Raw genomic sequence first — 24,388 nt, 5'->3', positions numbered from 1 at the left:
TCAATATTTTTTACAATGAACAAAGCGGGATCGTCGCAATGATCGATTCCCGCTGATGTTCATTTTCTTACTGAATTAACGTCTTATCTTTCTTCTGATGGTGACAACTCCTGCTCCCGCAGCCGCTATCATCACCGCTCCAATTACTGCTATAGGCATATCGTCCCCGGTTTTAGTCCCTGAACCGCTTGTCTTATCATAAGTATTAACAAACACAGCTTCATCTGCACCCGTTACTTTTACTTCCAGACTTCCGTTTTTATTATCAGTGACCTCTGCTTTTATATTATATACCGTATCATCGTACTGAACATTTTCTTCATCACCTTTTATCTCCGCGATAGTGTATTCATACGTATCAGCCTTGTCATAGTCGATCGCCTCGAATAAGATCTGTCCATTGCTGTCATTTTTAGCGCTTGAAACAATATTGCCTTCTTTATCTTTCAGAACAAATTCAAACTGTCCGTCCTGAAGTGTTCCGTTGACAAACTGTTTGGAAGCTCCAAATGCAGCTGACGTTCCCTTGGCCTCATAGGTATTATTGAATTCTATTTTATTTTCCCCATCTGCGGTTTCAAAGGTTACGGACAAGCCTCCCTTCGCGTCATCCTTTACATGCGCTATAACAGTAACTATCTTATCATCATAAGACACGCCTCCGAGATTATTATTCTGCTCTCTGACAGTGTATGAAATGTCTCCCGGCCTGTCATAAGTGATTTTAGGGAATGACACATTGCCATTCTCATCGTTTACCGCCTTTGCAACAACTTTATTATTTGCATCTACCAATTCAAAGATAAATTCTCCTTTATTAAGGTCTCTTCCATCAATATTTTTGGTAATTTTGATTCCCCCATCACCTGTAAGACTGGAATCAGTTGGAGTCACACTATAGATATTGGTAAAAGTAAAGGCTGCGCCGTCTTTCGGTTCTCTTTCTGCAGTCAGACCTCCCTTTCCATCATCCTTCAACGTTATTTTTAAAGTTTTGCTTTGACTGTCATTAGTAACACCATCAACCTTGCCCGATTCACTCACTGTATAAGTGAAGGTTTTACTTCTTGCACCGTCTGAATCCGGTTCAACTTCCTCCAGATCATCTGCCTCAAAGTTCACAGTACCAAAGTCCACGTTGCCGTTTTTATCATTTTTGACTGTTGTATCTTCAGGCATCGGCGCTCCATCCTCTCCTTTGAGGGTAAATGTAAAGGCCTCTTTGATATCCGGTTTTGTAAGCGCTGCATCAGCATCCAATATTTTGCTTCCGTTGATATTTACAGATATCTTGTCTGCATTGGCTCCGTAAGTGTTTTCGAAATCAAGCTTATCCGCTCCATAAGCAGTCGCCGTCAGAGTACCGTCTTTATTATCTTTGACTTTTACTGTAAAATCAACGCTTCCTTTATTTACTGTAATCTTCTTATCTGAAAGTCCCTCTGTGAGCTCTTCTGCTGTATAGCTTACAGTATACGTATCATCAGTCGGGTTAAATGTTGCTCTTCCCTCTTGGGTTAGCTTTGTAAGCTGTTCGCTGGAATAACTCAAGGATTTGTCAAATGTTATTTTTCCTTCAGCATTATTAGTGCCTTTGGCTACGATACCATCATCCCCGGAAGTTCCCTGATAGCGAACCCGGAAGCTGAACTCTTTATCAGCCATCTTTCTGCCGTTCAGCGTCTTCGTTCCGGATAGACTCACAGCGTTATCGTCCGGTGTTTTCGCATTATATTTATTGGTAAATGCCAGTTTAATAGGTTCCTGACCAACCTGAGTATTGCTGTCCCACTCAACCGTCTTTACTACCGCTGCGTCTTTTTCTACAATAGTGACTGTTTTCAGCGTACCATCCTTATTGTCAGAAACAGTGATACTTACATTATATTCAGCCTTGTCGTAATCCTCATAACCACTGCCCTCTGGGGTATTTTCCTTAACTGAGAAGCTGTATGTTTCATCTATATCCGATTCATCAAAAGTAAGATTGCTGAACTGCGCAACCACTGCAGGGACACCTGCATCTGCGCCTGCTTCGTTTGCAAATGAACCGGTCATCTCTTTCATCCCAAGCTTCTTCATAGTCGCATTGTCTTCCGCAGTAATTGTAAATTCAAATTTATCTGCTTCAAGAGGCTGATTATTCAAAGTCTTGGTTACCTGAATACCGCCGACAGCTGCATAATCCATGTTTGCACTATAAATATTCTCAAAATTACTGTGTGTAACCTGCGGAGTAGCAGTCAGTTTTCCGATTCCATCTTTATCCGATACGTTAACTGTAATAGTGGCTTCTTTTGAATCATATGTCAGTCCGTTTGTTCCCGAACCCGTCTGATCCTCAGTCACCTTATAAGTATAGGTCCCGGCAGTCGTAAACTCTATTTCTCCGAAACCAAAACTTACCCTATCCTCAGCTTCTGTTTTATCCTGATCTTTCGCCATCTGATAATCCACCGTTACGCTGCTCTTCTGCGGCATCGGCTCGTTTCCGGTCGCTCCCTCCAGTTTAAAATTGAAACTGTCTGTATCGGTCCAGTCTCGTCCTAATAAAGACTTCGTAAATCTTGTATCAAGATTTAAAGATACAGGGTCTACACTGTAACTGTTATTGAAATCCACACGAGGTGTTTGATCTTTGGAGCTATCATATTCTGTTCCTTTAGGATTCTGGATCTCGTTTCCGTCTGCATCCTTGACTTTAGTAACGGTGGTTATAGTATGCATAGATCCGTCGCCATCGTCTTTTACTGCTATTGCCACTTCAAACTCAGACTTATCATATTTAACTCCGCCGCTATCTCCTATGCTCTCCTTAACGGTAAACTTATATGTCTTTCCTGCATTTTCATGGGTAAATTTAATGCCGCTGAGCTTTTTCATAGTTTCCGAAACTCCGGAATTGCGATCACTGGTATTATTGAATATTTTATCCGAGTTTGACAGCAGTTTGTCTGCATCTTCTTTGCTCACATTGCCATCCTGGGAATCCGACGCTGTTATGGCAAATCCAAATTCTCCTGCCTTCATACTTCGTCCGGTCAGCGTCTTTGTCACCTCCAGACCTCCTGCCTCATTTCCGTAATCCATGGAAGATCTGTATTCATTGGTCCACTGAAGCTCCTGAGAATCGTCCGAAAGCTTAGCCTCCATATTTCCGTGGGAATCATCAGTAACGGTGATTTTCACAGTCTTCTCACTCTTATCATAAGTCATACCGTTAGCATCCGTTCCCAACTCTTTCACTTTGTACGTGAAAGTTTTTGTAAAGGTATAGATTTTTTTGCCGTCTTTTATTTCCTCTTTACGGGTTCCATCCGCAACGTCTTTCTGGGTGAAGGTTATATCGCCGAAAATAATATCTTCGCTCTTTCCGGCTGACGGATCAATGGAAATCGTTCCCTTGTTGCCCGATGTTTTCGTTACTCCCGAAGGAAGCGGCGCTCCGTTTACGCCTTCCACTTCGAAAGTGAAGCTGTCTCCGGTTTTGAAATCACGTCCTGTAATATTCTTTTCGCCTTCAAGACTAAGCGCGGTGGAAGCATTATATGTATTATTAAATCGGAAATACTGGTATAAATCTCCATTTTCATCCACCAGCTCTGTCTTAATTAACAGCTTAGCAGAATCTTCAGGATCTGTTTCGGCTTTTACCTTCACTATAACTATTTTTTCTGATTTATCAAATGTAACACCGTTGTATACCCATTCTCCATTACTGTTCTTATCAGCATTCGTCAAACCTTCGCCTTCATAAGTTCCATCCTTTGTCGGCTGCAGCTCACGAATCACATATTTATATTCTTTATCTATATTTTCTGTTTTAAATGTAGTTCCGGGTATCGTAATATCGCCGTTTGTCAGGTTGCGGTATATATACTTTCCTCCTGCGCCCTCTGCCGGCATCGGCTGCTTACCTAAATCAGATGTATCAAAAGCACCCTGTGTATCTATATCACGCACTCCTGCCGCTTCTATGGAAAATGCAAACTGTTCGCTTTCTGTGTAATCCTGAAGGTTCTTATTGTTCATGTTTTTCTGTCCGGCTATTGTGATTGACTGTTCGCCGGCAGCATAAGTATTGGTAAAATTCAGAAAATGCTCCTCTGCCCCGGGATATGTACCATCTTCTTTAAAATACATTGTCTCCCAGTCTTTTCCTTCATGACCCTTTTCAATCTTCAGATTTCTTATCTGAAGATGACCGCTACCGTCATCTTTGACATCAAAGGTCAGCCGGTAGTTAGTATTGTCATAGGTAATCCCCGGCTGCAAGCTGCTTGGCAGCTCCTCATAAGCCATATATTTATAACTTCCTTCTTCTGTAAAGGTAAGCTCTATGTCAGTTCCGAAAGAAATATTGGCTTTATTTTTTCCCAGATGATCCTCGCCTTTGATCTCGCATTCCAAAGGTTTGCCTATCAAAGAATCATCCTTATCCTGCTGCTGCAGTTTAAACGTAAAGCTGTCTCCCTCTTTAAAAAGACGTCCGTTTAAAGTTTTTGTTCCTGTCAGACCTAAATCTATCAGTCTGACGGTCTTTTCTTCCACAGAATAATTATTTACAAATACTGCCTCATTATTATCACCGGCAGCTATAGTTCCTGCTGCGGAAGACGCCGCTCCGCTGTCATTTACCGGAGATACTTGGGTAAATCCTTCCGGAATCTCCCCTTTTACCTCTTCAACCGTATAACCCATGCCTTTATCAAGACCATATACGCTCAGGCTTTCTCCTGCCTTTAGCTTAAAGGTTTCTCCTGATTTAATCTTATTAAGTGAGCCTGCTGTTTGCTGACCTTTACTGTCAAAGATCTTCGCCGCATATTCTTTATCGGAATCTCCGCCTGTAAACTCCAGCTTGAAGGTGAATTCCGCATCCTCCGGGGCAGTAAGTCCGTCATCTGCAGTCACTTCTTTTTTTACTGTAAGCTGTCCAGGAAGCTCTACATCCAGACGCCCGTTATTTCCGAGATACACGTTAATATCTTCGGCATTCAGCACATCGTCTTTATCCCATTTAGGATTTATGATCTGGGTGGCGGTATTTGTCTTATTTCCGCCTACAGCTGTTTTATCAAGAACCGTATCTGTCGCTTCGTGAATTCTCGGCGTGCCTTTTTCAATATAATATTTTCCTGAGATATCTGATTTCACTGCCTCCGAATACTTTGTAAGATTTGCTCCCGACACCTGAATTGCTTCTGTCTGCAAAGTATCCTTCGTACTGTCATAATAAGTTCTCTGATACCAATATGTTTCTCCGCTCAGCGGTTCTTTGTCAAGTTTAGTCTTGCAGTCTCTATCTGTATACAGATATGTATCTTCTGTATAGAAGTAAAATCTGTTGGTAGATGCCGGCGTAAAGTTAACAGTCGTATTACCTGATGCCTCACCCTTTGTATAATCGTTGGAATAAAAGCTGACTTTGCCTTCATCATTGCTATTAGCATCAATATATCCTTGCAAATCACTGTCCGGATCTGCAAGATTGTCCAGCGCCTCCTGCTTCACACTTACATCGTAAAAAATACGCATTGGCCACGCATTAGTCACCTCAGTGGAAATCGTACCGTCTTCATCATTTTCCTCTACATTAAACTGACGAAGAGGAATAAGCGCAGCAGGAATCTTAACCTCCACCGTATCGCCTTCTATACCGTCACCTTTGGTCACCGTAATTTTAATATCGGACAGATCAGCTTCCGGATAAAGAGGATTACCCACTCCATGTGTATTCTCTCCTCTAAACACATAAGTGACAGTATCTCCGCTCTGAGAATCGCTTACTTGCTCAAATACCTGATCAGCGTAAATGATAGTATTAAAATCATCTACCTGCATATAATTCCCCAGCTTATCTGTAAAAGTCACATAGCCATCCTCTGCCGGATCATCTCCCTTTACCTGTGTAGGGAAGCCTGTCCCTTCAGTAATTTCTGCAAAAATAGAATTGAAGACATCTTCAAGTGAACCACTCTCTTTAGTGGTCTTATAATAATTTCTTTTGCTTTCTTCAACCGGATTTCCCATGTTCCCTATGTTATATCCGGTAGCATCCGGATAATTGCTGGACACAGCCTGCATAAAACGGTTAGTGTCCATAGTTAAATCATCCTCATCTGCTCCGGAAAATATTCCCACGGAATATATAAAAGCATTATTTTCTGTCTTCAGGTCCCCTGCGGCACTGATAGTAGCATTGGCTGTCCCTGCATCCACGCCGTTTCCTCCGCCCGGTTCTCCGTCAGTAAAAAATATCACGATCTGCTGAGCATCGGCGCGAGCATTTTTCATTACGTTCTTTGCTTCGTCCATACCCTCATCAGAATATGTTCCGCCACTGGCTTGTAAATTACTGATGGTCTTCTTCAGATCAGTCTGTCCCTCGCCTTCACAGTTTGTCAGACTATTCTCAATATCAGCGCTTCTGCTATAGGTCACGATACCGACTCTGTGCTTCATCTTTTCATCAGAAATCTGGCCGTTAGCCACAGCAGTCTGATCTATAAATGCGTTGGCCGCAGCCTGCAGCTGCTCTCTCTTTGTCTGCCGGCTTTCATAAAACTGCACATGATCATCATTAGAATCATCTGCTGATGTCTTTGGCTGATATTTCGAAGAGAAAATAAGCCCATCATCATACCATCCGTCTCCTCTAAGCGGTTTAGACTCCCATTTAACGCTGGTACCATTTGACAGATAATAGGTTTTGGACTTATCAAGATCGTCAGCATATACAGGAGATCCACCTACACTATCTGCCATACTTCCGGATTCATCCAGTACCAGTACTATATCCAGAGGCCTCTCAACAGTCACCTTCAAATTAGATGTGGAAGATAATGCCGATAGTCCAATGAGAAAATCAGAACCTTCTCCTTTCCTGACGGTAATCTTACTTGACCCGGCCTCTCCCGTTTCTTCCAGATTAATGTCCTCATCAGATACCGTTTTGTCCGTCCAGATACGTCCCACATACTGTGTTGTATCCTTTACAATATCCTGCCACGTATCCATAGACGAACTGTCTGAGACAGACGACTTGTCCATAGCAGCTCTTTGAGATGCCGCATTCGCTTCCTGAGGCATGAAGCCCATAACAGTTACGAATATTGTAAGAAATGCCAACATCGAAACGATGAAGCCCTTTCTGTGCGGCAATCTTTTCCCCGCATTCATTTGCATACTTTTCCTCCACTTGTTTTTCTTTTTAACAGTTAAAATATGAAACAACAAGTGATGCCCTGTTACTAAAAGCAGACTTTTTGTAACAGGAATGTTATAATGCAAAAGTAATTATATTTTTAGAAATTATTCTGAAAAGTCATTAAAATTATGTAAGTTTGTTTAAAAATATGGTATTTCAAGTGTTTTTCCTTTGTTACCAAAAGTCTACTTCATATAACAAAATGAACACAACTGATGTGAGAAAAAGTCTACTTAATTTCACAAACAGTTTTTAACGTTTCTCAAAAAAGTTTGATATGATATACCTAATTTTTGTCCAGCTTCCCTAGACGAAATCTCTCCTTTTTTCCAGCGTTCACTCAGGCAGCGAAATTCCGGAGGCATCTCTATACGCTTTCTCCCAAATTTCGTTCCTCGCTCTTTGGCTGCCCGTATTCCTTCCGCCTGCCTCTGTCTGATATTCTCCCTCTCTGTCTGTGCAACATAGGACAACAGCTGCAAAACAATGTCGGAAATAAGTGTCCCTATAAGATCCTTACCCTTTCTTGTATCAAGAAGCGGCATATCCATGACCACAATATCGCTTTTCTTTTCCCGTGTAATTATATTCCACTGCTCAATGATCTCCTCATAATTTCTCCCAAGACGGTCTATACTTTTCACAACGACAACATCTCCCTGCCTGAGATTTTTCAGCATTCTTTTATACGACGGCCTGTCAAAATCTTTTCCGCTTAATTTATCAAGATACATATCACTATCCGATATACCGTAGTTCTTCAAGGCAATAACTTGCCTTGCTTCGTTTTGATCCCTGCTGGAAACTCTTATATATCCGTACATTTTCTTCTTTTCCATGATAGCCTCCTTAAATATTCTGTGACTACCGATATTTTATACAGAATCCTACATAAAACTCATGATCTCTATATATAACGTATCAATATTGAAAAGGGGAAAAATGACTAAGCTCCATAACCTTACAGAGCTTTCATATTACAGGCGTACCGTTGCAAAGCCTGCGCTGCTTATTTTTCGAAAACAGACTTTTGTTACACCTCAAAAATATTTTAAAACAATATTTTCTATATAAAAAAAACAGACTGCCAAAAAAGCAGTCTGCTGTTTTTTCCTGACTAATCCAAATTGTACTTGTTCTTAAACTTTTCAACTCGTCCGCCTCTGTGGGCAAATTTCTGCTGTCCTGTAAAGAATGGATGGCACGCTGAGCAAATGTCCGTTCTGATTTCTTCATTGACGGACTTTGTCATAAATGTGTTACCGCATGCGCAAGTTACTTTACATTCCTTGTATTCAGGATGGATTCCTTTTTTCATGCTAATCACCTCTTTCCTGCTCAGGTTTACCACCTTTGCATAATTACTGTCAAATCATACAGCTTATATAGCATATCACAGGCTTTTTAAAAACACAAGTATTTTCGCGATTTTCACGCCAAATAAAAACCATAAGAAAATTATCAACAATTGACACTTTTAATAATAGTCAACTATAATAAAGATATTCATAAATGGAGGCGAAGCAATGAATCCAATACAGCGAGAAAGCATACACATGTTGTCGGATCAGACAGACTCGTATTTTGAAAGAATCAGCGCATACCGCTCTGACAGCCTTGATATCGAATATCTGACCCATCTTCATAAACAGCATATTTCCCATATCCCTTTTGAAAATCTCGATATCATGGCAGGAAAAGCCGTTTCTCTTAATCGCACAGATCTGTTTCATAAGATCATAACCCATCGCAGAGGCGGCGTCTGTTCAGAGATAAATACTCTCTACAACTGGTTTCTGGAGTCTCTGGGATTTCAGACTGTCAGTTACAGCGCCCGCATCATAGCTTCTTCAAACCCCGTACAGATGCGAAGTCACCGTATTATAAGCGTTGCTTTAGACGGAAAGCAATACATAACTGACGCAGGCTTCAATTTTGAGCATCACAGGATTCCCCTTCTCCTTCGGGAGAATATTATCCAGGATGACGGAGAATGTCAATATCGTTTTACCAGAGATGATTTTTGGGGATGGATAATGTGGCAAAACCGACCTAAGCTGGGTTGGCGCAAAATACTGGGATTTACCGAAGAACCTCATATAGATCTTGACTTCATTGCCCCAACATTTTTTGCCGAACGCCATCCTGATTCAAAAATAAATAAATTCACAAAAGTATCTCTTTACATCAACGGTACTTTTTACGCAGTCAGAAACAATCTGTTTCTCAAAGAAGTCAACGGCGTAGAAAATATCATATACCCGATAAAAACAAAAAAACAGGAAGAAAAAATCCTCAGAGAAATTTTCCTCCTGCCGCTATAACTTTCTGTCGGGTCACTGGGGAATCTGTATTTTATCCAATATCCCCATCAGCTTTGCCAATACTATACCATAATTAGTTATCGGCACTCCGGCTGCCTTCGCTTCGGCTATTCTGCTCAGAACATGGCGTCTGTTGAACATACATGCTCCGCAGTGTATTACCAGATCAAACTCTTTTAGTTTATCTGTATCAGGAAAGTCATTTCCGCAGACATTGACTACTTTAAGATTTTTTCCGAATTTTTTTCTCAGCAAATTAGGGATTTTTTCTCTTCCTATATCTTCGGAAAGAGGAACGTGAGTGCAAGCCTCGGCAATCAAAACCTTTGATTTTTCAGTCATATTGTCTAATTGCGATGCTCCTTCGGCAAAGATATCTATATCTCCCTTATAAGCAGCGAATAATACAGAAAAAGATGTGAGAGCACTTTCCTGCGGTTTTTTTTCATATATCTGTCTGAAACACTGAGAATCTGTTATTATTAGATCCGGAGCTCTGTTCAATGATAAAAGCGCCCGTTCAAAACCATCTGCTGTTGTAGAAACCGCTGTACATTTTCTGTCCAAAAGCTCTCTCAAAGTCTGCACCTGAGGCAGTATCAATCTTCCTTTAGGGGCCTGGATATCCTGTGGCATCACAAGAAGTGCAAGACCATCTTCTCCTATCATATCGCCCAATATCTTTTGACGAAGAAAATCTTCCGGCACTGATCTTTCTATGGCTGCCTTCAGTTCATCAAGGCCTGTCTTCCCAGCAGCGCTGACTCTAATAACAGGAACGTCCCCAGCAAAAGCTTTGACCTTTTCCTCCCATAAAAATTTTTTATTAATATCCTCAGGGTCATCACATTTATTGATGACAAATATAAGGGGAATACCTTGCGAAGACAGCAATTTACACCAGTGTTTCTCATATTTCCAAGAACTTTTCTCAGCCTCACTTTTTTCTATGACAATGATCGCTATATCTGTTTTCGCAGCCACCTCTTCTGTGCGCCGAACTCTAAGCTCCCCAAGCTCGCCTTCATCATCAAAACCTGCCGTATCTATAAAGACCACGGGGCCTATGGGATGAAGCTCCATTGATTTATACACAGGATCCGTTGTCGTACCGGGAGAATCAGAGACAAGCGCAATATCCTGACCAGTCAAGGCGTTTATCAATGATGATTTGCCGGCATTACGCTTACCGTATATTGCTATATGAAGTCTGCTTGCTCTTGGAGTATCATAAAGGCTCATTTCAACCCTCCTTCCTCAAAGGCTAAAATCTGAAATCTCTGTTTCCGGCTTCTATTTCTTTAAGATGCTCGGAACAGACTTCTCTTACTTTTTCATTAGGTATCATGGCCAGCCTCTCTGCTATAATAGCATCTCCTTTCTTATGAGTCTCCTCTCCTGCATAATCCATAAGAAATTCTTTTAAAGTCATCAGCGCATTAGGCTGACAGCAATTTGCAATCTGTCCGGACTTAAGAAGGCTCATGAACCTGTCTCCTGTTCTTCCCTCCCTATAGCACGCTGTACAGAAGCTTGGCACATATCCCAGATCTATAAGCCAGTCAACTACTTCCGCCAAAGATCTTCTGTCTTCAACATCAAACTGAACTGTATCCTCATCTCTTTCATCTTCCACATATCCACCTACACTTGTCCGGCTTCCCCCGCTGATCTGTGTTATCCCAATCTCAAGACATTCTCGCCTTGTCTTGGCGCTTTCACGAGTAGACATTATCATTCCCGTATAAGGCACCGCTATTCTGAGAACAGCCACTATTCTTTTGAACACATCATCGGGGACGCCATTGTCAAAGGTATCCGGATCTATATCATCTGCCGGCCTTATTCTTGGAACACTAATAGTATGAGGGCCACAGCCATAGGTCTTCTCCAGATGATGAGCATGCATGAGCATTCCCACAAAATCATATTTATAATTTTCCAGCCCGAACAGTACTCCGCATCCTACATCATCTATACCCGCTTCCATAGCTCTGTCCATAGCTTCCGTATGGTAAGCATAGTCACTTTTCGGCCCCGATGGATGAAGCGCTTCATAAGCTTTTTTATTATATGTCTCTTGAAAAAGTATATATGTCCCTATCCCGGCATCTTTGAGCATTTTATATTCTTCAACAGAAGTCGCCGCAATGTTGACGTTTACTCGTCTGATAGCTCCATTTTTATGTTTTATACTGTAAATAGTCTTTATACTTTCCAGAATATATTCGATAGGATTGTTATACGGGTCTTCTCCCGCTTCTATCGCAAGCCTCTTATGTCCCATATCCTGAAGGGCTATCACTTCTTCCTTTATCTCTTGCTGAGTCAGTTTCTTCCTCGGAATATGCTTATTCTGCCCATGATAGGGACAGTACACACAGCCATTTACACAATAATTTGATAAATACAGCGGCGCAAACATAACTATTCTGTTTCCGTAAAAATGCTCTTTTATCTCTTTCCCCAGAGCAAAGGTTTTCTGTATTATATCGGGATCTTCGCACTCCAGCAGCGTAGCAGCCTCTTTATATGAAAGGCCCTGATATTTTCTCCCTTTCTCTAAGATCTGTTCCATCATTTCCAGATCGTCTTTATGCTGCCCTGCATATTCAAGAGTCTTTAGGATCTGCTCATGGTTAATAAATTCTTCCGCCTTTTTAGACGTACTGTTGTAAACTGCCATTTTCAATCTCTCCTTTTCATTGATGGTTATATTTTTACAAAGGTTTTCTGCCATAGCTTTTTATCAGCCTTTCAAGCTCTTTTCTGTCCTGTAAAATTTCTGTCTTCTTAAATTCCGCAGGATATATCTCATAAGCTTTCTTATACTTATCAGGAGTAACCTTCTTCATCACAACATTAGCTCCGAAAGAAAAAGGATTGTCCGAAATTCGGCGTTTTTCTTTATCTGAAAGAACAGAAAGTGACGTAGTCAGCGGAAGATTCGCTTCGGGAAGCAAAATCCTTGCTACAGCCACAGCTCGCCTTGCCATTTCCGGATCTCCGTCGGGCTGATCTGCAAGAGGCGTTTTGGGATTCGATATAAAAGGGCCTATCCCGGCCATTTTACATGGTATCTCTTTTAAAAGAAGTAAATCTTCACCCAGAGTACGCAGAGTCTGTCCCGGAAGCCCCACCATAAATCCGCTGCCTGTCTCATATCCGAGTCTGCTTAGAATTTTAAGACATTTCACTCTTTGCTGCAGTGTTCCGCAAGGGTGAAGTTCATCGTATATCCTAGGATCTGCGGTTTCATGCTTTAAAAGATATCTGTCAGCCCCTGCCTGCTTCCAAATACGGTAATCTTCCTCACACCTCTCTCCGCAGCTTATAGTTACCGCCGGATGAATAGGGCTGACGGTTCTTTCTTCAGAGGGAACCTCCATCTCCTTTATACTCTTTATGATATCCGCAAGTCTGCCGGCTGTGAAATAATCGTCCTCTCCGGACTGCAAAACAATAGTGCGATACCCAGCCGACACAGCTTCTGCAGCCGCCTCCAATATTTCCTCGCGGCTCATCCGAAATCTTCCCAGCTCCTTGTTTTCCCTGTTTAGGCCACAATATACACATTGCCTTTTGCATATATTGGAAAATTCTATTATAGCTCTTAAATGTACAATATCTCCGACTGTCTCGCGGCGGATTTGATCTGCCAGACGATATACCTGTGTAAAATCTTCTGATGATAAAAGTGCCGCAATTCCTTCTGCAGATTTAAGTTGTGGATAAATTTTCATGAGTCCTCCGTACTTTTACTAAATAAGAAAAACCACCTCTGTATGCCAACAGCTAAACAGAGGTGGTTTACGATAATCTTAACTAACCGAAAAAAAACGGTGACTAACCTTTTTATCATCGCCTTTTTCCTCGGTCAAACCCTTGGCGTCAGTACGAAATATATGTACTGTCTTATCTAATCAGACAGTTTTTATCCTATTTCAATTTACATTTTACCACACGATCCCGCCCAGGTAAATCTTTTATTACCTCTGCCGGAGAATATTTACCTGAATCTTTTAACATTTTACGGAGATCCTCTCCCTGATCATATCCTATCTCCATAAGCAAGAATCCTCCCGCTTTAAGATAGTCGGCAGCATTATCGACTATCGTCCTGTAAAAATCCAGTCCGTCTCTGCCCCCATCCAGCGCTGTAAGAGGCTCATGATCTTTAACTTCCTCCTGCAGTATAGAAATCATATTAGTTTTTATATACGGAGGGTTTGATACGATCATATCAAACTTTCTGCCTTTCAGAGGATTAAACATATTGCCTCTAATAAATTTTACTTTTGCTCTAAGCTCTCTGGCGTTTTCCGACGCTGTATCAATGGCATCTTCACTTATATCAGAGGCTGTCACCTTTACATTTCCGCAGATTTTTGCCAGAGAAATGCCAACAGCGCCGCTTCCGCAGCACAGGTCTAATATCTCCCACTCTTTTCTTCCCTTAAGCTTTTCAAAAAATGAAAGCTTTTCTCTGGGTGTGTTCTGAACGGTCTTTGCTGCTTCACTGACCAGAGTCTCCGTATCCTGCCTTGGGATCAGAACATGGGGATTCACTTTAAATGTATACCCCATAAATTCCTGAACACCTGTAATATGCTGCAAAGGGATACGAGCGGCCCTTTTCTTTATGAGTTCCATATACTTTTCTTCTGTTTCAGGATCGACCTCTTCCTCAGCTTTGAGAAATAAATTGACCTTATCTATACCTGTAAGAAAACAATACAGTTCCTGCGCATCTATTTTAGGGTCCATGCAAAAAGCCTTGGAAAGTTGATATTCTCCTTCTTTCACAAGTATTCTCGTCTTCATTTTTATCCTTCCTTAAATTTATATGAATCTTCGTTTCTTAAGCGGCGGCTTCGGCAATTCCGTCAAGGCGTTTTTATTGCTTTCACATAATACACTGTCCTCACTCTTTTTCTTTCCCTCTGCTGCCAGCACCGCATTTATTGCTGTAATAGCTACTTCAAGCTGTCTGTCGTCGGGCTCCTTAGTGGTTATCTTCTGAAGATACAGCCCCGGTATGCTTAATATCTTTACTACAGTGTTATCACTTTTCCCCGCCCATCTGAGCAATTCATACGACAACCCCGCTATCAGAGGCAGCAGTAAAAGCCTTGATACTATCCTCAATATCAGATTAGGCCATCCCAGCAGAAAATGAAGAGCAAAAGCAATAATAAATACAAACATCAGAAAACTTGTACCGCATCTGGGATGAAGTGTTGGAAACTGACGGCAGTTTTCAGGCGTAAGCTCAAGGCCGTTTTCAAAACAGTGAATAGTCTTATGCTCTGCGCCATGATATTGGAACACACGCTTTATATCCCCCATAAAAGATATGGCCCATACATACAGCACAAACAGAAGTATCCTGACTACTCCCTCAGTAAAATTAAGCCAGAATATGTTTTCAGTAAAAAGTTTCATCAGGTTGACCACAGCTGTCGGCAGAATTATAAACACACCTACTGTAAAAAGCAGAGCGATTATAACTGATACATATATCATAAAACTCCATGCGCCTTTGCTTCCGAATTTTTTATTCAGCCACCGCTCAAAACGCGTTTCTTCATATTCTTCATCCTCTGCATCTGTCAGTATTTCAGCAGATTTCATAAGCTGCCCGGTACCTACCACAAGCGAAGATATAAAGGATGCCACGCCTCGTACAAGAGGAAGTTTCATCCATTTTTTCTGTTCTTTTATATCGCCTGTTTCTACCTTAATACTGCCGTCAGGAAGTCTCAATGCCAGAGCAGTTTTAGTCTCGCCCCTCATCATTATACCTTCCATCACCGCCTGTCCTCCCATTTTGGTAGGACACGCTCCCTTCAGAAAAATTTTGCTTAAATCCATGCTACCCCTCTAACTTAATCTTTTTTATCACTTCTATGAAAGTTTTATTATCCTTCGTATGAGCCAAATTGTCCAGTATCATTTCCGTAACTTCCTGATTATCTCTATTGCCCAAAGCTCTTCTCATATACCAGATCGCTTCCAGCTCATCCTGTCTCATAAGAAGATCTTCTCTTCTTGTTCCTGATTTGCTGAGATTAATTGCAGGGAATATACGTTTTTCTGAAAGTTTTCTGTCTAAATGAAGTTCCATATTCCCTGTGCCTTTGAATTCTTCAAAAATAAGATCATCCATACGGCTTCCTGTTTCAACAAGCGCTGTTGCCAGTATAGTGATGCTGCCTCCTTCTTCCAGTTTTCTGGCCGCTCCGAAAAATTTCTTGGGTTTATGCAAAGCTCCCGGATCAAAACCGCCTGACAAAGTTTTACCCGAAGCAGGCACCACTAAATTATATGCTCGCGCAAGTCTTGTTATGCTGTCCATCAAAATCACGACATCCTTGCCATGTTCAGCCAGTCGCTGAGCTCGCGCAAGAACCATTTCTGCTACCTTTACATGATGCTGCGGGAGTTCGTCAAATGTAGAATAGATAACTTCTCCGTTTCCCTTAAGACTTCGCTTCATATCTGTAACTTCTTCCGGCCGTTCATCAACCAGCAAAACTATCATCTCCACGTCAGGATAATTTTTTTCTATGCTATTGGCCATTTTCTTAAGAAGCACTGTTTTTCCGGCTTTTGGAGGCGCTACGATCAAACCTCTCTGCCCCTTTCCTATCGGCGCCACTAAATCAATCAGCCTGAGAGAAAGATCCCTGCCATCCTCCAAGGTAAATCTCTGATTAGGAAAAATAGGGGTCAGAGAATCAAAATCAGGACGCTTAATAGCAGCTCCCGGCTCATCTCCATTCACAGTCACTACATAAAGCAATGCGCCGAATTTGTCACCCTCATTTGGATTTCTGCATATTCCTTTTATCTTATCGCCTGTTTTAAGATTAAATCTTCTTATCTGTGCAGGCGCTACATATATATCCTTTTCGCTGGTAAGAAAATTATTAAACCTGAGAAAGCCAAAACCTCCGTCAGCAAGCTCTAATATACCCTCCACTTCAAACCTGTCATTTCTGTCAGGAACTGCTTTACTTTTCTGCTTACCGGACTTTTGATGTTTCTCAGAGATATCCGATTCCTGTATTTCCTCTGTTTGAACCTCTACGCATGAAATATTTTCACATTCTTTATTTTTCGAAGAATTTTTGTTGTCTTCTTCCTTCTTTTCTTGATTTTCCGATTCTTTTATACTCACGGCAGATATTGTCTTTCTGCCTTTATTCATAGTTTTTACTGCTTTAGTTTTATTCTCCTTAAGCCTGCTGTTTTTCTCAATATCTTTATTGTCCTCGGTCTCCTTATGCTCATCGGCTTCTGATGTCTCTTCATCCTTCATCAGCGCCTTTACCAGTTCCGCTTTCTTCATTTTCTGGTAATTCTTAAGACCAAATGTCTTTGCGATCTCTCTAAGTTCAGCCACCTTTTTTGTCTTAAGCGCTGACTCCTCCATAGTCTTCCACATAAATGTGAACCCTTTCTGTCTCAAATAAAATAAAATTTTTTTACGGGAATAAATAGAAAATAAATTAAATCCGATTGGGATCAAGATTTTACTTCAAAATTTACTATAAATATAATATACACCGATTCTTAAACCTATACAATATTTGGCTGTCAAATTTACAAAAAAACCGCACACAGGATGCGGTTTTTATGACAGCTTTCTGATCATCTCTTCGGATAATTCCGTCAATTCCGTTATCATGTTAATTGTATTCAATATTATCTTATATGTTTCATGTTCCATAGACTCCGGAAAAAGTAAGCAATTGACGGACAAATATTCTACTCCCGCTTAGCGCTCTTTTTAAACGTTCTCTTTTAATGTAAAAATATACCATTTATTTAATTATATTCTTTCAGTCCCTTTTGTCAACATATTTTTGTAATTTATTGGAAATAATTTCAGCCATTTCACCTGTTTTTAAGAGCAATATAAAAGGCAGGGGTAAAAATCCATATTCCTGCCTTTTAATATTTTCTTTGTTTCCAAACTTATTTACTGTAATCGTAAAATCCTTCTCCTGTCTTTCTCCCCAGCTTATTAGCTCTTACCATCTTTCTGAGGAGCGGATGAGGTCTATATTTCGTATCTCCAAACTCATTATATAATGTTTCCATGATAGCGAGGCAAACGTCAAGTCCTACCAAATCTCCCAACGCAAGAGGTCCCATCGGATGATTTGCTCCAAGCTGCATAGCTGTATCGATTCCCTTGGCATCGGCAACTCCATCAGCCAATATTCCGATACCTTCATTTATCATAGGAATAAGAATCCTGTTTACTACGAATCCCGGCGCTTCTGCGACATCTACAGGAGTTTTACCCAGCTTTTCTGTAAGAGCCAAAATGGTTTCTCTCGTCTCATCTGATGTAGTAAGTCCCTTAACAATCTCAACCAGCTTCATTGCAGGAACCGGATTAAAGAAGTGCATTCCTATGATCTTATCAGGTCGGTTTGTTGCCGCAGCAATCTCTGTGATTGAAAGGGCAGATGTATTTGTAGCTATGATGGCTTCAGGCTTACAAAGTTCATCCAGCTCCTGAAAAAGGGCTTTCTTCGCTTCCATATTTTCAGTTGCCGCTTCGATCACCAGGTCGGCATCTTTTATGATAGTTATATCTGTAGAGCCATGTACTCTGGCCATTATATCAGCCTTATCCGCTTCGGTAATCTTTTCTTTCTTTATCAGTTTGTCGAGATTCTTCTCTACCGTAGCGATGCCTCTGTCTACAGAAGTCTGTCTTCTGGCTCTTAATACCACATTATATCCACTCTGAGCCAAAACCTGAATGATACCGGCACCCATTGTGCCTGTTCCCAGTACACCAACTGTCTTCATAATAAAATCCTCCTTAAATCATCTATATTACTATCATTGTAAACTTTTTTTTCAAAATATACCAGCTTTTTATTATTTCTTTTTGCTTTTATTATTAATCGTCGCAAATTAAGAAATTTTTTCTCTATTTTTTATTTTCAAAACCCGCATTGTCGACATTTGAAAACAAAGATTTCGACCTATGCGGGTTTTATTGTTTAACAGTACGTTCTCTCCTAAAATGCAAACCATTCTAAATCAATATTTCTAAAAAAGGAGAGAAAAAAATGAAGAAAAAATTATTAACTTTTGTGTTAGCAGCAGCTATGGTTCTGTCAATGCCTACAGCATTATTCGCAGCAGAGGCTCAGTCTGAAAAAACAGCAGATACCCCGACTGTAAGTGAAGGAAACGAAATTGCTCCAAGGTCGACAACCTCAGCTACTGTAGGTGCTTCAAGAAAAAGCAGTACCAGCGGAAGTGTATCTGCCAATGCAAGCTTTAATACAAAAGCATCAAAAGCAACATGCACTATAACCTTACAAGTTAAATCAAACGGTTCTTGGAAAACAGCCACAGATTTACCTGTATACTCTTATATAAAAACAGAATATAATACATATTCTATTATAGCTTCAAGAACTTTTACTTTAAAAAGCGGAAAAGTATATAGGGCTAAAGTAGTCATTTCTGATACTAATTCCAATGGAACCTATTCAACAACACGATATACTGGCTCTTTCTAATATGTCATATTATCAACAATTTTTACAATTTCTTTATCTGTAAAAGTAGACCAAATATATACAATAATGCTATCATCAATACATATGATGGCATTATTACTTTTCTGATTTTCTTCTATATATATTACACCTTTTTTACTATTAACCTGTCTATCACCATTATTAATCTGTGTAGATCCTAAATTCTCATCCTGTATACATTCTTGAATTGTATATTCTTGCATATCATCATTTTTAAAGATATATGTATTCCTTGTTATATTTCCTGCATCCTCTATTGTTAAAGAATGAAAATCGTATCCCTTTGGAATATATTCCGGTACTACAAGTTCAGGAACAGTTATCTTCGCAATCTTAACTTCTGCCCAATCGGTTATTACCCAATTGTCCTCACTGCTGCTTCCCCAACCTCCATCTTCAATAACTACGCCATCCTCCGTTACGATCTCTTCTTTGGCGTTCTTATCTGCATCGACATCAGTCGTAAATGTATTAAATACCATTATACCTCCCACTACCACAAGGATAAACAAGGCAGCAACCCCCGCCAGTTCACGCATATGACGCCTTTTTCTTTTCTCTGTCCGGGCAGCCATGGCCTTTAATCTGTCAGGAGTCATATTTCCTGCGCTTTCTTTATGATAATCCTTTAATTCTTCATCGGTAGCATCAGAGATAATCTGTCCTATGGACCGTTTGCTGTTATCGTTTCCACTCATCACGCTCTTCCTTTCTGAGAATATTCAAGTACTGTTCTTTCAAGTGTTTCAAGCTTCTTCTGTAAATACTTTTCTCCGTATTGATGTTGATATTCATGATCTCTGCTATTTCGGAATGTTTGTATTCTCCCCAGAATCTCATGCGAATCACTCTTCTGCTCACATCCGGCAGATTGTTGATCATATCTCTTACCATGCCTCTGCGTTCATAAGGCAGGCGCTTGTGGAACGGTATCCGATTGTTGATCATATCTCTTACCATGCCTCTGCGTTCAGCATCTTGTAATAACTTTTCGACTGTGACCTCATCAGCAATGGTATCAAAGATATCAATCTCACCCATTTCAGTCTTTATCATGTTGGAGATTTCTTTGCGTTTTGCACGTTTGCGAAAATACTTACTGGCTCTGTTTCTTGCGATTTTCTTAAGCCAAGGCACCAACTTTTCCGGATCTCTCAAATTATCCAAACCTCTGAACGCATCTATGAATACTTCCGTCGCCACATCTTCGACATCATTTTCATCAACACCCATTATCTTCATGAGACGAATTACATAAACATACTTGCTACAAAGCAATTCTAAAATTTCTTCTCTATCCAATGTACACACTTCACCACTATTCCTTATTAACTATACCTTCCACATAAAGTCTCGCTATCTGCTCCATACAATCTAACTGCTGAACCGAGCATACACTTAAAGAGCCTATTATATTCTCATTGAGTTTTCTCTTCTTTTCATCGCTCGGCATATCGGATTCATCCCCTGCTATAATAAAATCCGCACTTACGCCCAATACCTGTGTAAGTTTATACAAATTTTTCAAAGACACTCCCTTGTCTCCATATTCTATATCTGCGATAAATTTTCCTGTTACAGAAAGAAGTGCGCCAAGTTCGCTTCTGGACATGTTCATGGCTTCCCTTCTCGCTCTTATTCTCGCACCCATCTCTTTCTTGTTTAATTCCTTAAATTCCATAATACCGGCTTCCCCTCTATAAGTTAGTATTTTTTACTGCTTATAGTTTAATATCCCCAATATATTGTGTTTTCAACTATGAGAAGGTTTATTATAAACTTTAAGAGGGTAGATATGGAATTTTATCAAAAATTGTTACATTTTAAGTTTTTTTGCATAAATTTGAAACTTTTTGATTACTTTGCTCCTCTTATATTATGCAACATTTATTTTTTCTTAGTTTATGGAGGATCACAGATATGCGTATCGAAGAAAACAAATGCAGACGTGACATGTATCAGGCCCATAAATATATCTCCAAGAACCTTCGTCTCCTGAGATATATCAAAGGGTTGAGTCAGGAACAGGCGGCGGATATGCTGCATATGTCACGGTCTTGCTACTGCACCCTTGAAAACGGACTCAAAATGCCGGACATCATAACACTGTATGATATTTCAACTTTTTATGATATCAGCTTAGACTATCTGCTCTCTTTTGATATCACAGAACACATGCTGTCACTTCTTAAACGAAATAAAGAAGCGATAGAGGCACATCACTTTATGGAGAATTATCTTAAATTATCCCACGGAGCGAGAAATCAAATCCGTATCAAACTTGAATCACTGGCTGATCGCGATCGGTCATTTAACAAGTTTCCCTGGGACTATACCAACAATGAGGGAGTATAATAAACATGAATCTTGAAGTCTTATGTAAAAATTTAAAGCTTTTACGCACTGTACACGGTATGAATCAGGATGAACTTGCCGCAAAAATATACATAACGCGCTCAACGTATTCGGCCTACGAAACAGGTTCGAAAGTTCCGGATATTCAAACACTTGATGCGCTTGCAGCCATATACAATATCGGTTTTGAAAGCCTTGTAAACCATGATCTGTCAAAAGGTCTTCTGAGCAGGATATACTTTGACTCCGAAGACCGCCAGTTGGCCGAGCTTCTTAATGATTACGAAAGCCTTTCCGTAGCGTCAAAAAATGTCATTATGGAAAGGCTCGATGTACTTCTTGAAAGAGAGGCCGTCTTTTATCAGGAATTTGCCTATCCCAATAAAAACATGAAGAAATAACCTCTTACATGAAAATCATATTTATCACATTGATGGAAACCGGCACTGTCACTATAGACAATACTGTGCTTAAGAATAATGTCTTACTGGCAGGCCCCGGGTCCTGCCCCTCCTGCTCAGCCAGCATAGCAACTGTCGCTGCGACAGGAAAACAGGACCCCAACACTATAATAGATTTCATCAATGATGATATCGGAAGGAAATACACCATCAATGTCGTAAGCAAAGGAAGCAAAATCAGTTTGACCGCACTCGCTTCGATTATCACTCTGCTTTTTATAATATCTCTGAATCTGTATCCAACAAGATTCGAGCCGATAAAAATCATCGCCATCGGCGTCGAGATATTCCCAAGATATGTCAAATATTCATCTACAGCCGAAGGGATTGCTCTGCCGAATATACTCAGCAGGAATCCTATTATAAGGGCAAGGATATTAGGATTGAGCATAAGTTTGAGAAATGCTTTAAAAAGGCTTCTCGGCGTCGCTTTTCGCTTGTCCTTATAATTTCTTTTGAGCTGTTTTATCCCATACGTAAACATAGCGAAATTCATGGCCGCATTGTGAGCCAGCATAAGCAGAAGCCCCATATCCCCAAAGAAAATCAGCGCCACGGGAAATCCCATAAATCCGTCATTAGGCATTACCATGGCAAACTCCAGTATATTTGATTCTTCTGCCGGGAATTTTCTCAGTTTAGCATAGCCGTAACATATAAGTCCGTAAAGATAAAAAGAAGCCAAACTAACGGCAAAAGTAACCGCAAAAGACAGCAGTACCTCTTCAGTAGTATCCAGGCTTCCTATATTATGGACAATAAGACAGGGATATGCGAAGTACACAATCAGTTTATTTATACTGTGATCCATCTTCTCATCTATAAAATTTATTTTTCTCAAAAACCATCCCGTGAAAAGAATGGCAAAAAGTACAAAGTATTTTCCGTACATTTGTATTGACTCCCTCAAGTACGCTCTAACCGTAATAAAGATTATTTGTTATATATTCCGGATCACTTGTAACATCTATCCCGAGTGCTTTCAAAGTAGTCTCATCCTTATCACTGAGAATGGCCGTACAATGTGCCTTACATCCTCTCAGGCAGCTAAGTTTGCCAAGCGCAGCCTCGGCAGAAGGATTGGTGGCAGCTGAAATCGTAAGAGCTGTAAGAATTTCCTCACAGTTAAGACTCGACTTGTCCGACATAAGAACTTCTGTTTTAAGTTCCTGTATACTTCTCAGTATATTGGGAGAAATGAGATGTATCTCATCAGCCATACCGCTCAGATATTTTACTGAATTCAATATTGCAGCAGCAGCGGCAACCATTCTTCTGGAACTTCTTCCCGTTATTATGGTACCATCTTCCATTTCCATAGCCATTACCACCACATTTACATATCTGTCATCACATGCTTTTTTCTGTTCGGCGTATTCTCTTGCAGGTATTACGACTTTTCTGTCTTCGGAAGACAGGGATAATTCATCCATAAGAAGCTTGATTCTCTCCAGTGTATCATTATCTATCTTGCCTTTCTTATAATCGCACTGAGCGATAATATATCTTCTTATTATCTCCTGACATGCAGCCTCTCTGACCACCTCATCGTCTACGATACTAAAACCTGCCCTGTTAACTCCCATATCCGTAGGCGACTTATATTCTGACTCCTCTCCAGTAATTTTTTCTATTATCCTTTTCACCACAGGAAAAACTTCAAGATCCCTGTTATAGTTTACCGCCTGTATTCCGTATGCTTCAAGATGAAAGGAATCTATCATATTTACATCTTTAAGATCAGCTGTTGAAGCCTCATAAGCTATATTAACAGGATGCTTAAGAGGTATATTCCATATAGGAAATGTTTCAAATTTGGCATATCTTACTTTTTTCCCCATCTTAAACTCATGATAAAGCTGTGAAAGACATGTTGCCAGCTTACCGCTTCCTCCCCCGGGTCCTGTTACCACTGCCAGAGGCTTACTCACTTCTATATACGGATTTGCTCCATATCCTTCATCACTTACTATAGTATCCACATCTGTGGGATATCCCTTTGTAAATCTGTGTCTATATGTCCTAATCCCTCTGTTTTCCAGTTTATTTATGAATTTGTCTACAGCAGGAGAATCATCTTCATATCTTGTCACAACCACGCTGTTTATCTCAAGATCATACTTTCTGAATACATCGATAAGTCTCAGCACTTCAAGATCATAAGTTATACCAAAGTCCTGTCTTGTTTTATTGGTAGTAATGTCACCTGAATAGATACATATTATGATCTCCACCTGATCCTTCATTTTCTGAAGCAGCTTTATCTTGGCGTTTTCATCAAACCCCGGCAAAACTCTCATAGCATGCTTATCCTGAACCAGCTTTCCGCCAAACTCCAGATAAAGTCTTTTGCCGTCGCCATTATCTATCCTTTCCAATATGTACTTCGACTGTTCCTCAATATACTTTTCTGCACTGAAACCTATTTGTGACATCTTCTCCTCCTCTATTGTTGTTTAT

The 24,388-nt window shown here is 40.3% G+C and carries 19 protein-coding genes; 4 read left to right on the top strand and 15 right to left on the bottom strand.

Annotated elements, in window-relative coordinates; translation table 11 throughout:
* Positions 1–75 precede the first annotated feature (75 nt).
* From H8692_RS04350 to rpmE, 3 genes are all read right to left on the bottom strand, one after another.
* A complete protein-coding gene (locus H8692_RS04350) occupies positions 76–7,188 on the bottom strand; it encodes a Spy0128 family protein (RefSeq protein WP_187525057.1) in 7,113 nt (2,370 codons plus the stop codon).
* Between the two features lie 261 nt (positions 7,189–7,449).
* Positions 7,450–8,049 carry a recombinase family protein gene (locus H8692_RS04345; RefSeq protein ID WP_177267541.1) on the bottom strand — a complete coding sequence of 200 codons (600 nt, stop codon included), beginning with the start codon at positions 8,047–8,049 and terminating at the stop codon, positions 7,450–7,452.
* Between the two features lie 278 nt (positions 8,050–8,327).
* Positions 8,328–8,528 (bottom strand): 50S ribosomal protein L31, encoded by a 201-nt coding sequence (gene rpmE / locus H8692_RS04340; protein WP_177267542.1) that lies wholly within the window; start codon positions 8,526–8,528, stop codon positions 8,328–8,330.
* Between the two features lie 208 nt (positions 8,529–8,736).
* Between rpmE and H8692_RS04335 the strand changes: the two genes are divergently transcribed.
* Positions 8,737–9,534 carry an arylamine N-acetyltransferase family protein gene (locus H8692_RS04335; protein WP_187525056.1) on the top strand — a complete coding sequence of 266 codons (798 nt, stop codon included), beginning with the start codon at positions 8,737–8,739 and terminating at the stop codon, positions 9,532–9,534.
* Positions 9,535–9,546: 12 nt separating this feature from the next.
* Here H8692_RS04335 and hydF read toward each other — a convergent pair whose 3' ends face one another.
* The 7 genes from hydF to H8692_RS04300 all read right to left on the bottom strand — a co-directional run bounded on the left by hydF (position 9,547) and on the right by H8692_RS04300 (position 18,366).
* A complete protein-coding gene (hydF, locus tag H8692_RS04330; protein ID WP_177267544.1) occupies positions 9,547–10,776 on the bottom strand; it encodes a [FeFe] hydrogenase H-cluster maturation GTPase HydF in 1,230 nt (409 codons plus the stop codon).
* A gap of 22 nt (positions 10,777–10,798) precedes the next feature.
* On the bottom strand, positions 10,799–12,220 hold the full coding sequence (hydG, locus tag H8692_RS04325; RefSeq protein WP_187525055.1) for a [FeFe] hydrogenase H-cluster radical SAM maturase HydG: 1,422 nt from the start codon (positions 12,218–12,220) through the stop codon (positions 10,799–10,801).
* Between the two features lie 34 nt (positions 12,221–12,254).
* Entirely contained in the window at positions 12,255–13,277 is a 1,023-nt protein-coding gene (hydE, locus tag H8692_RS04320) for a [FeFe] hydrogenase H-cluster radical SAM maturase HydE (RefSeq protein ID WP_177267546.1), read from the bottom strand.
* 196 nt (positions 13,278–13,473) lie between these two features.
* Entirely contained in the window at positions 13,474–14,358 is an 885-nt protein-coding gene (prmC, locus tag H8692_RS04315; RefSeq protein WP_177267547.1) for a peptide chain release factor N(5)-glutamine methyltransferase, read from the bottom strand.
* A gap of 18 nt (positions 14,359–14,376) precedes the next feature.
* Positions 14,377–15,408 carry a DUF1385 domain-containing protein gene (locus tag H8692_RS04310; RefSeq protein WP_177267548.1) on the bottom strand — a complete coding sequence of 344 codons (1,032 nt, stop codon included), beginning with the start codon at positions 15,406–15,408 and terminating at the stop codon, positions 14,377–14,379.
* A 1-nt stretch (position 15,409) separates the two neighbouring features.
* Positions 15,410–16,984, bottom strand: coding sequence for a transcription termination factor Rho (gene rho, locus H8692_RS04305; RefSeq protein WP_417494476.1), 1,575 nt, complete (start codon positions 16,982–16,984; stop codon positions 15,410–15,412).
* A 533-nt stretch (positions 16,985–17,517) separates the two neighbouring features.
* On the bottom strand, positions 17,518–18,366 hold the full coding sequence (locus H8692_RS04300) for a 3-hydroxybutyryl-CoA dehydrogenase (protein ID WP_177267549.1): 849 nt from the start codon (positions 18,364–18,366) through the stop codon (positions 17,518–17,520).
* A 266-nt stretch (positions 18,367–18,632) separates the two neighbouring features.
* Here H8692_RS04300 and H8692_RS04295 point away from each other — a divergent pair, with 266 nt between their 5' ends.
* Positions 18,633–19,091 (top strand): hypothetical protein, encoded by a 459-nt coding sequence (locus H8692_RS04295; RefSeq protein ID WP_187525054.1) that lies wholly within the window; start codon positions 18,633–18,635, stop codon positions 19,089–19,091.
* On the opposite strand, the gene H8692_RS04290 is transcribed toward H8692_RS04295, so the two are convergent.
* Genes H8692_RS04290 through H8692_RS04280 form a run of 3 tightly spaced genes read right to left on the bottom strand, consistent with a single transcriptional unit; the run spans position 19,088 to position 20,793 of the window.
* Positions 19,088–19,810, bottom strand: a complete 723-nt coding sequence (locus H8692_RS04290; RefSeq protein ID WP_187525053.1) for a DUF4367 domain-containing protein — start codon at positions 19,808–19,810, stop codon at positions 19,088–19,090. The genes H8692_RS04295 and H8692_RS04290 overlap by 4 nt on opposite strands.
* Positions 19,794–20,423, bottom strand: coding sequence for a sigma-70 family RNA polymerase sigma factor (locus H8692_RS04285; RefSeq protein ID WP_187525052.1), 630 nt, complete (start codon positions 20,421–20,423; stop codon positions 19,794–19,796). The genes H8692_RS04290 and H8692_RS04285 overlap by 17 nt, the downstream gene beginning before the upstream one ends.
* 7 nt (positions 20,424–20,430) lie before the next feature.
* Positions 20,431–20,793, bottom strand: coding sequence for a helix-turn-helix domain-containing protein (locus tag H8692_RS04280; RefSeq protein WP_177267553.1), 363 nt, complete (start codon positions 20,791–20,793; stop codon positions 20,431–20,433).
* 239 nt (positions 20,794–21,032) lie between these two features.
* Here H8692_RS04280 and H8692_RS04275 point away from each other — a divergent pair, with 239 nt between their 5' ends.
* Together H8692_RS04275 and H8692_RS04270 are read left to right on the top strand one after the other, a co-directional pair.
* Positions 21,033–21,467 carry a helix-turn-helix domain-containing protein gene (locus H8692_RS04275; protein ID WP_177267554.1) on the top strand — a complete coding sequence of 145 codons (435 nt, stop codon included), beginning with the start codon at positions 21,033–21,035 and terminating at the stop codon, positions 21,465–21,467.
* Between the two features lie 5 nt (positions 21,468–21,472).
* The gene (locus tag H8692_RS04270) at positions 21,473–21,868 is read left to right on the top strand and encodes a helix-turn-helix transcriptional regulator (RefSeq protein WP_177267555.1); all 396 of its coding nucleotides are present in this window, start codon (positions 21,473–21,475) and stop codon (positions 21,866–21,868) included.
* Between the two features lie 4 nt (positions 21,869–21,872).
* Here H8692_RS04270 and H8692_RS04265 read toward each other — a convergent pair whose 3' ends face one another.
* Positions 21,873–22,820, bottom strand: coding sequence for an AEC family transporter (locus H8692_RS04265; RefSeq protein ID WP_187525050.1), 948 nt, complete (start codon positions 22,818–22,820; stop codon positions 21,873–21,875).
* 25 nt (positions 22,821–22,845) lie between these two features.
* A complete protein-coding gene (locus H8692_RS04260) occupies positions 22,846–24,363 on the bottom strand; it encodes a DUF1846 domain-containing protein (RefSeq protein ID WP_177269341.1) in 1,518 nt (505 codons plus the stop codon).
* Positions 24,364–24,388: the final 25 nt, after the last annotated feature.

The sequence above is a fragment of the Lentihominibacter hominis genome (genome assembly GCF_014385065.1).
Taxonomy (GTDB): domain Bacteria; phylum Bacillota; class Clostridia; order Peptostreptococcales; family Anaerovoracaceae; genus Lentihominibacter; species Lentihominibacter hominis.
Note: the sequence above shows the minus strand (reverse complement) of the source record. Positions and strands in the feature narration are given on the sequence as shown.

Coding starts and splice junctions, on each gene's coding strand:
- H8692_RS04350 (WP_187525057.1), bottom strand. CDS start 7,188: ATGCAAATGAATGCGGGGAAAAGATTGCCGCACAGAAAGGGCTTCATC.
- H8692_RS04345 (WP_177267541.1), bottom strand. CDS start 8,049: ATGGAAAAGAAGAAAATGTACGGATATATAAGAGTTTCCAGCAGGGAT.
- rpmE (WP_177267542.1), bottom strand. CDS start 8,528: ATGAAAAAAGGAATCCATCCTGAATACAAGGAATGTAAAGTAACTTGC.
- H8692_RS04335 (WP_187525056.1), top strand. CDS start 8,737: ATGAATCCAATACAGCGAGAAAGCATACACATGTTGTCGGATCAGACA.
- hydF (WP_177267544.1), bottom strand. CDS start 10,776: ATGAGCCTTTATGATACTCCAAGAGCAAGCAGACTTCATATAGCAATA.
- hydG (WP_187525055.1), bottom strand. CDS start 12,220: ATGGCAGTTTACAACAGTACGTCTAAAAAGGCGGAAGAATTTATTAAC.
- hydE (WP_177267546.1), bottom strand. CDS start 13,277: ATGAAAATTTATCCACAACTTAAATCTGCAGAAGGAATTGCGGCACTT.
- prmC (WP_177267547.1), bottom strand. CDS start 14,358: ATGAAGACGAGAATACTTGTGAAAGAAGGAGAATATCAACTTTCCAAG.
- H8692_RS04310 (WP_177267548.1), bottom strand. CDS start 15,408: ATGGATTTAAGCAAAATTTTTCTGAAGGGAGCGTGTCCTACCAAAATG.
- rho (WP_417494476.1), bottom strand. CDS start 16,984: ATGTGGAAGACTATGGAGGAGTCAGCGCTTAAGACAAAAAAGGTGGCT.
- H8692_RS04300 (WP_177267549.1), bottom strand. CDS start 18,366: ATGAAGACAGTTGGTGTACTGGGAACAGGCACAATGGGTGCCGGTATC.
- H8692_RS04295 (WP_187525054.1), top strand. CDS start 18,633: ATGAAGAAAAAATTATTAACTTTTGTGTTAGCAGCAGCTATGGTTCTG.
- H8692_RS04290 (WP_187525053.1), bottom strand. CDS start 19,810: ATGAGTGGAAACGATAACAGCAAACGGTCCATAGGACAGATTATCTCT.
- H8692_RS04280 (WP_177267553.1), bottom strand. CDS start 20,793: ATGGAATTTAAGGAATTAAACAAGAAAGAGATGGGTGCGAGAATAAGA.
- H8692_RS04275 (WP_177267554.1), top strand. CDS start 21,033: ATGCGTATCGAAGAAAACAAATGCAGACGTGACATGTATCAGGCCCAT.
- H8692_RS04270 (WP_177267555.1), top strand. CDS start 21,473: ATGAATCTTGAAGTCTTATGTAAAAATTTAAAGCTTTTACGCACTGTA.
- H8692_RS04265 (WP_187525050.1), bottom strand. CDS start 22,820: ATGTACGGAAAATACTTTGTACTTTTTGCCATTCTTTTCACGGGATGG.
- H8692_RS04260 (WP_177269341.1), bottom strand. CDS start 24,363: ATGTCACAAATAGGTTTCAGTGCAGAAAAGTATATTGAGGAACAGTCG.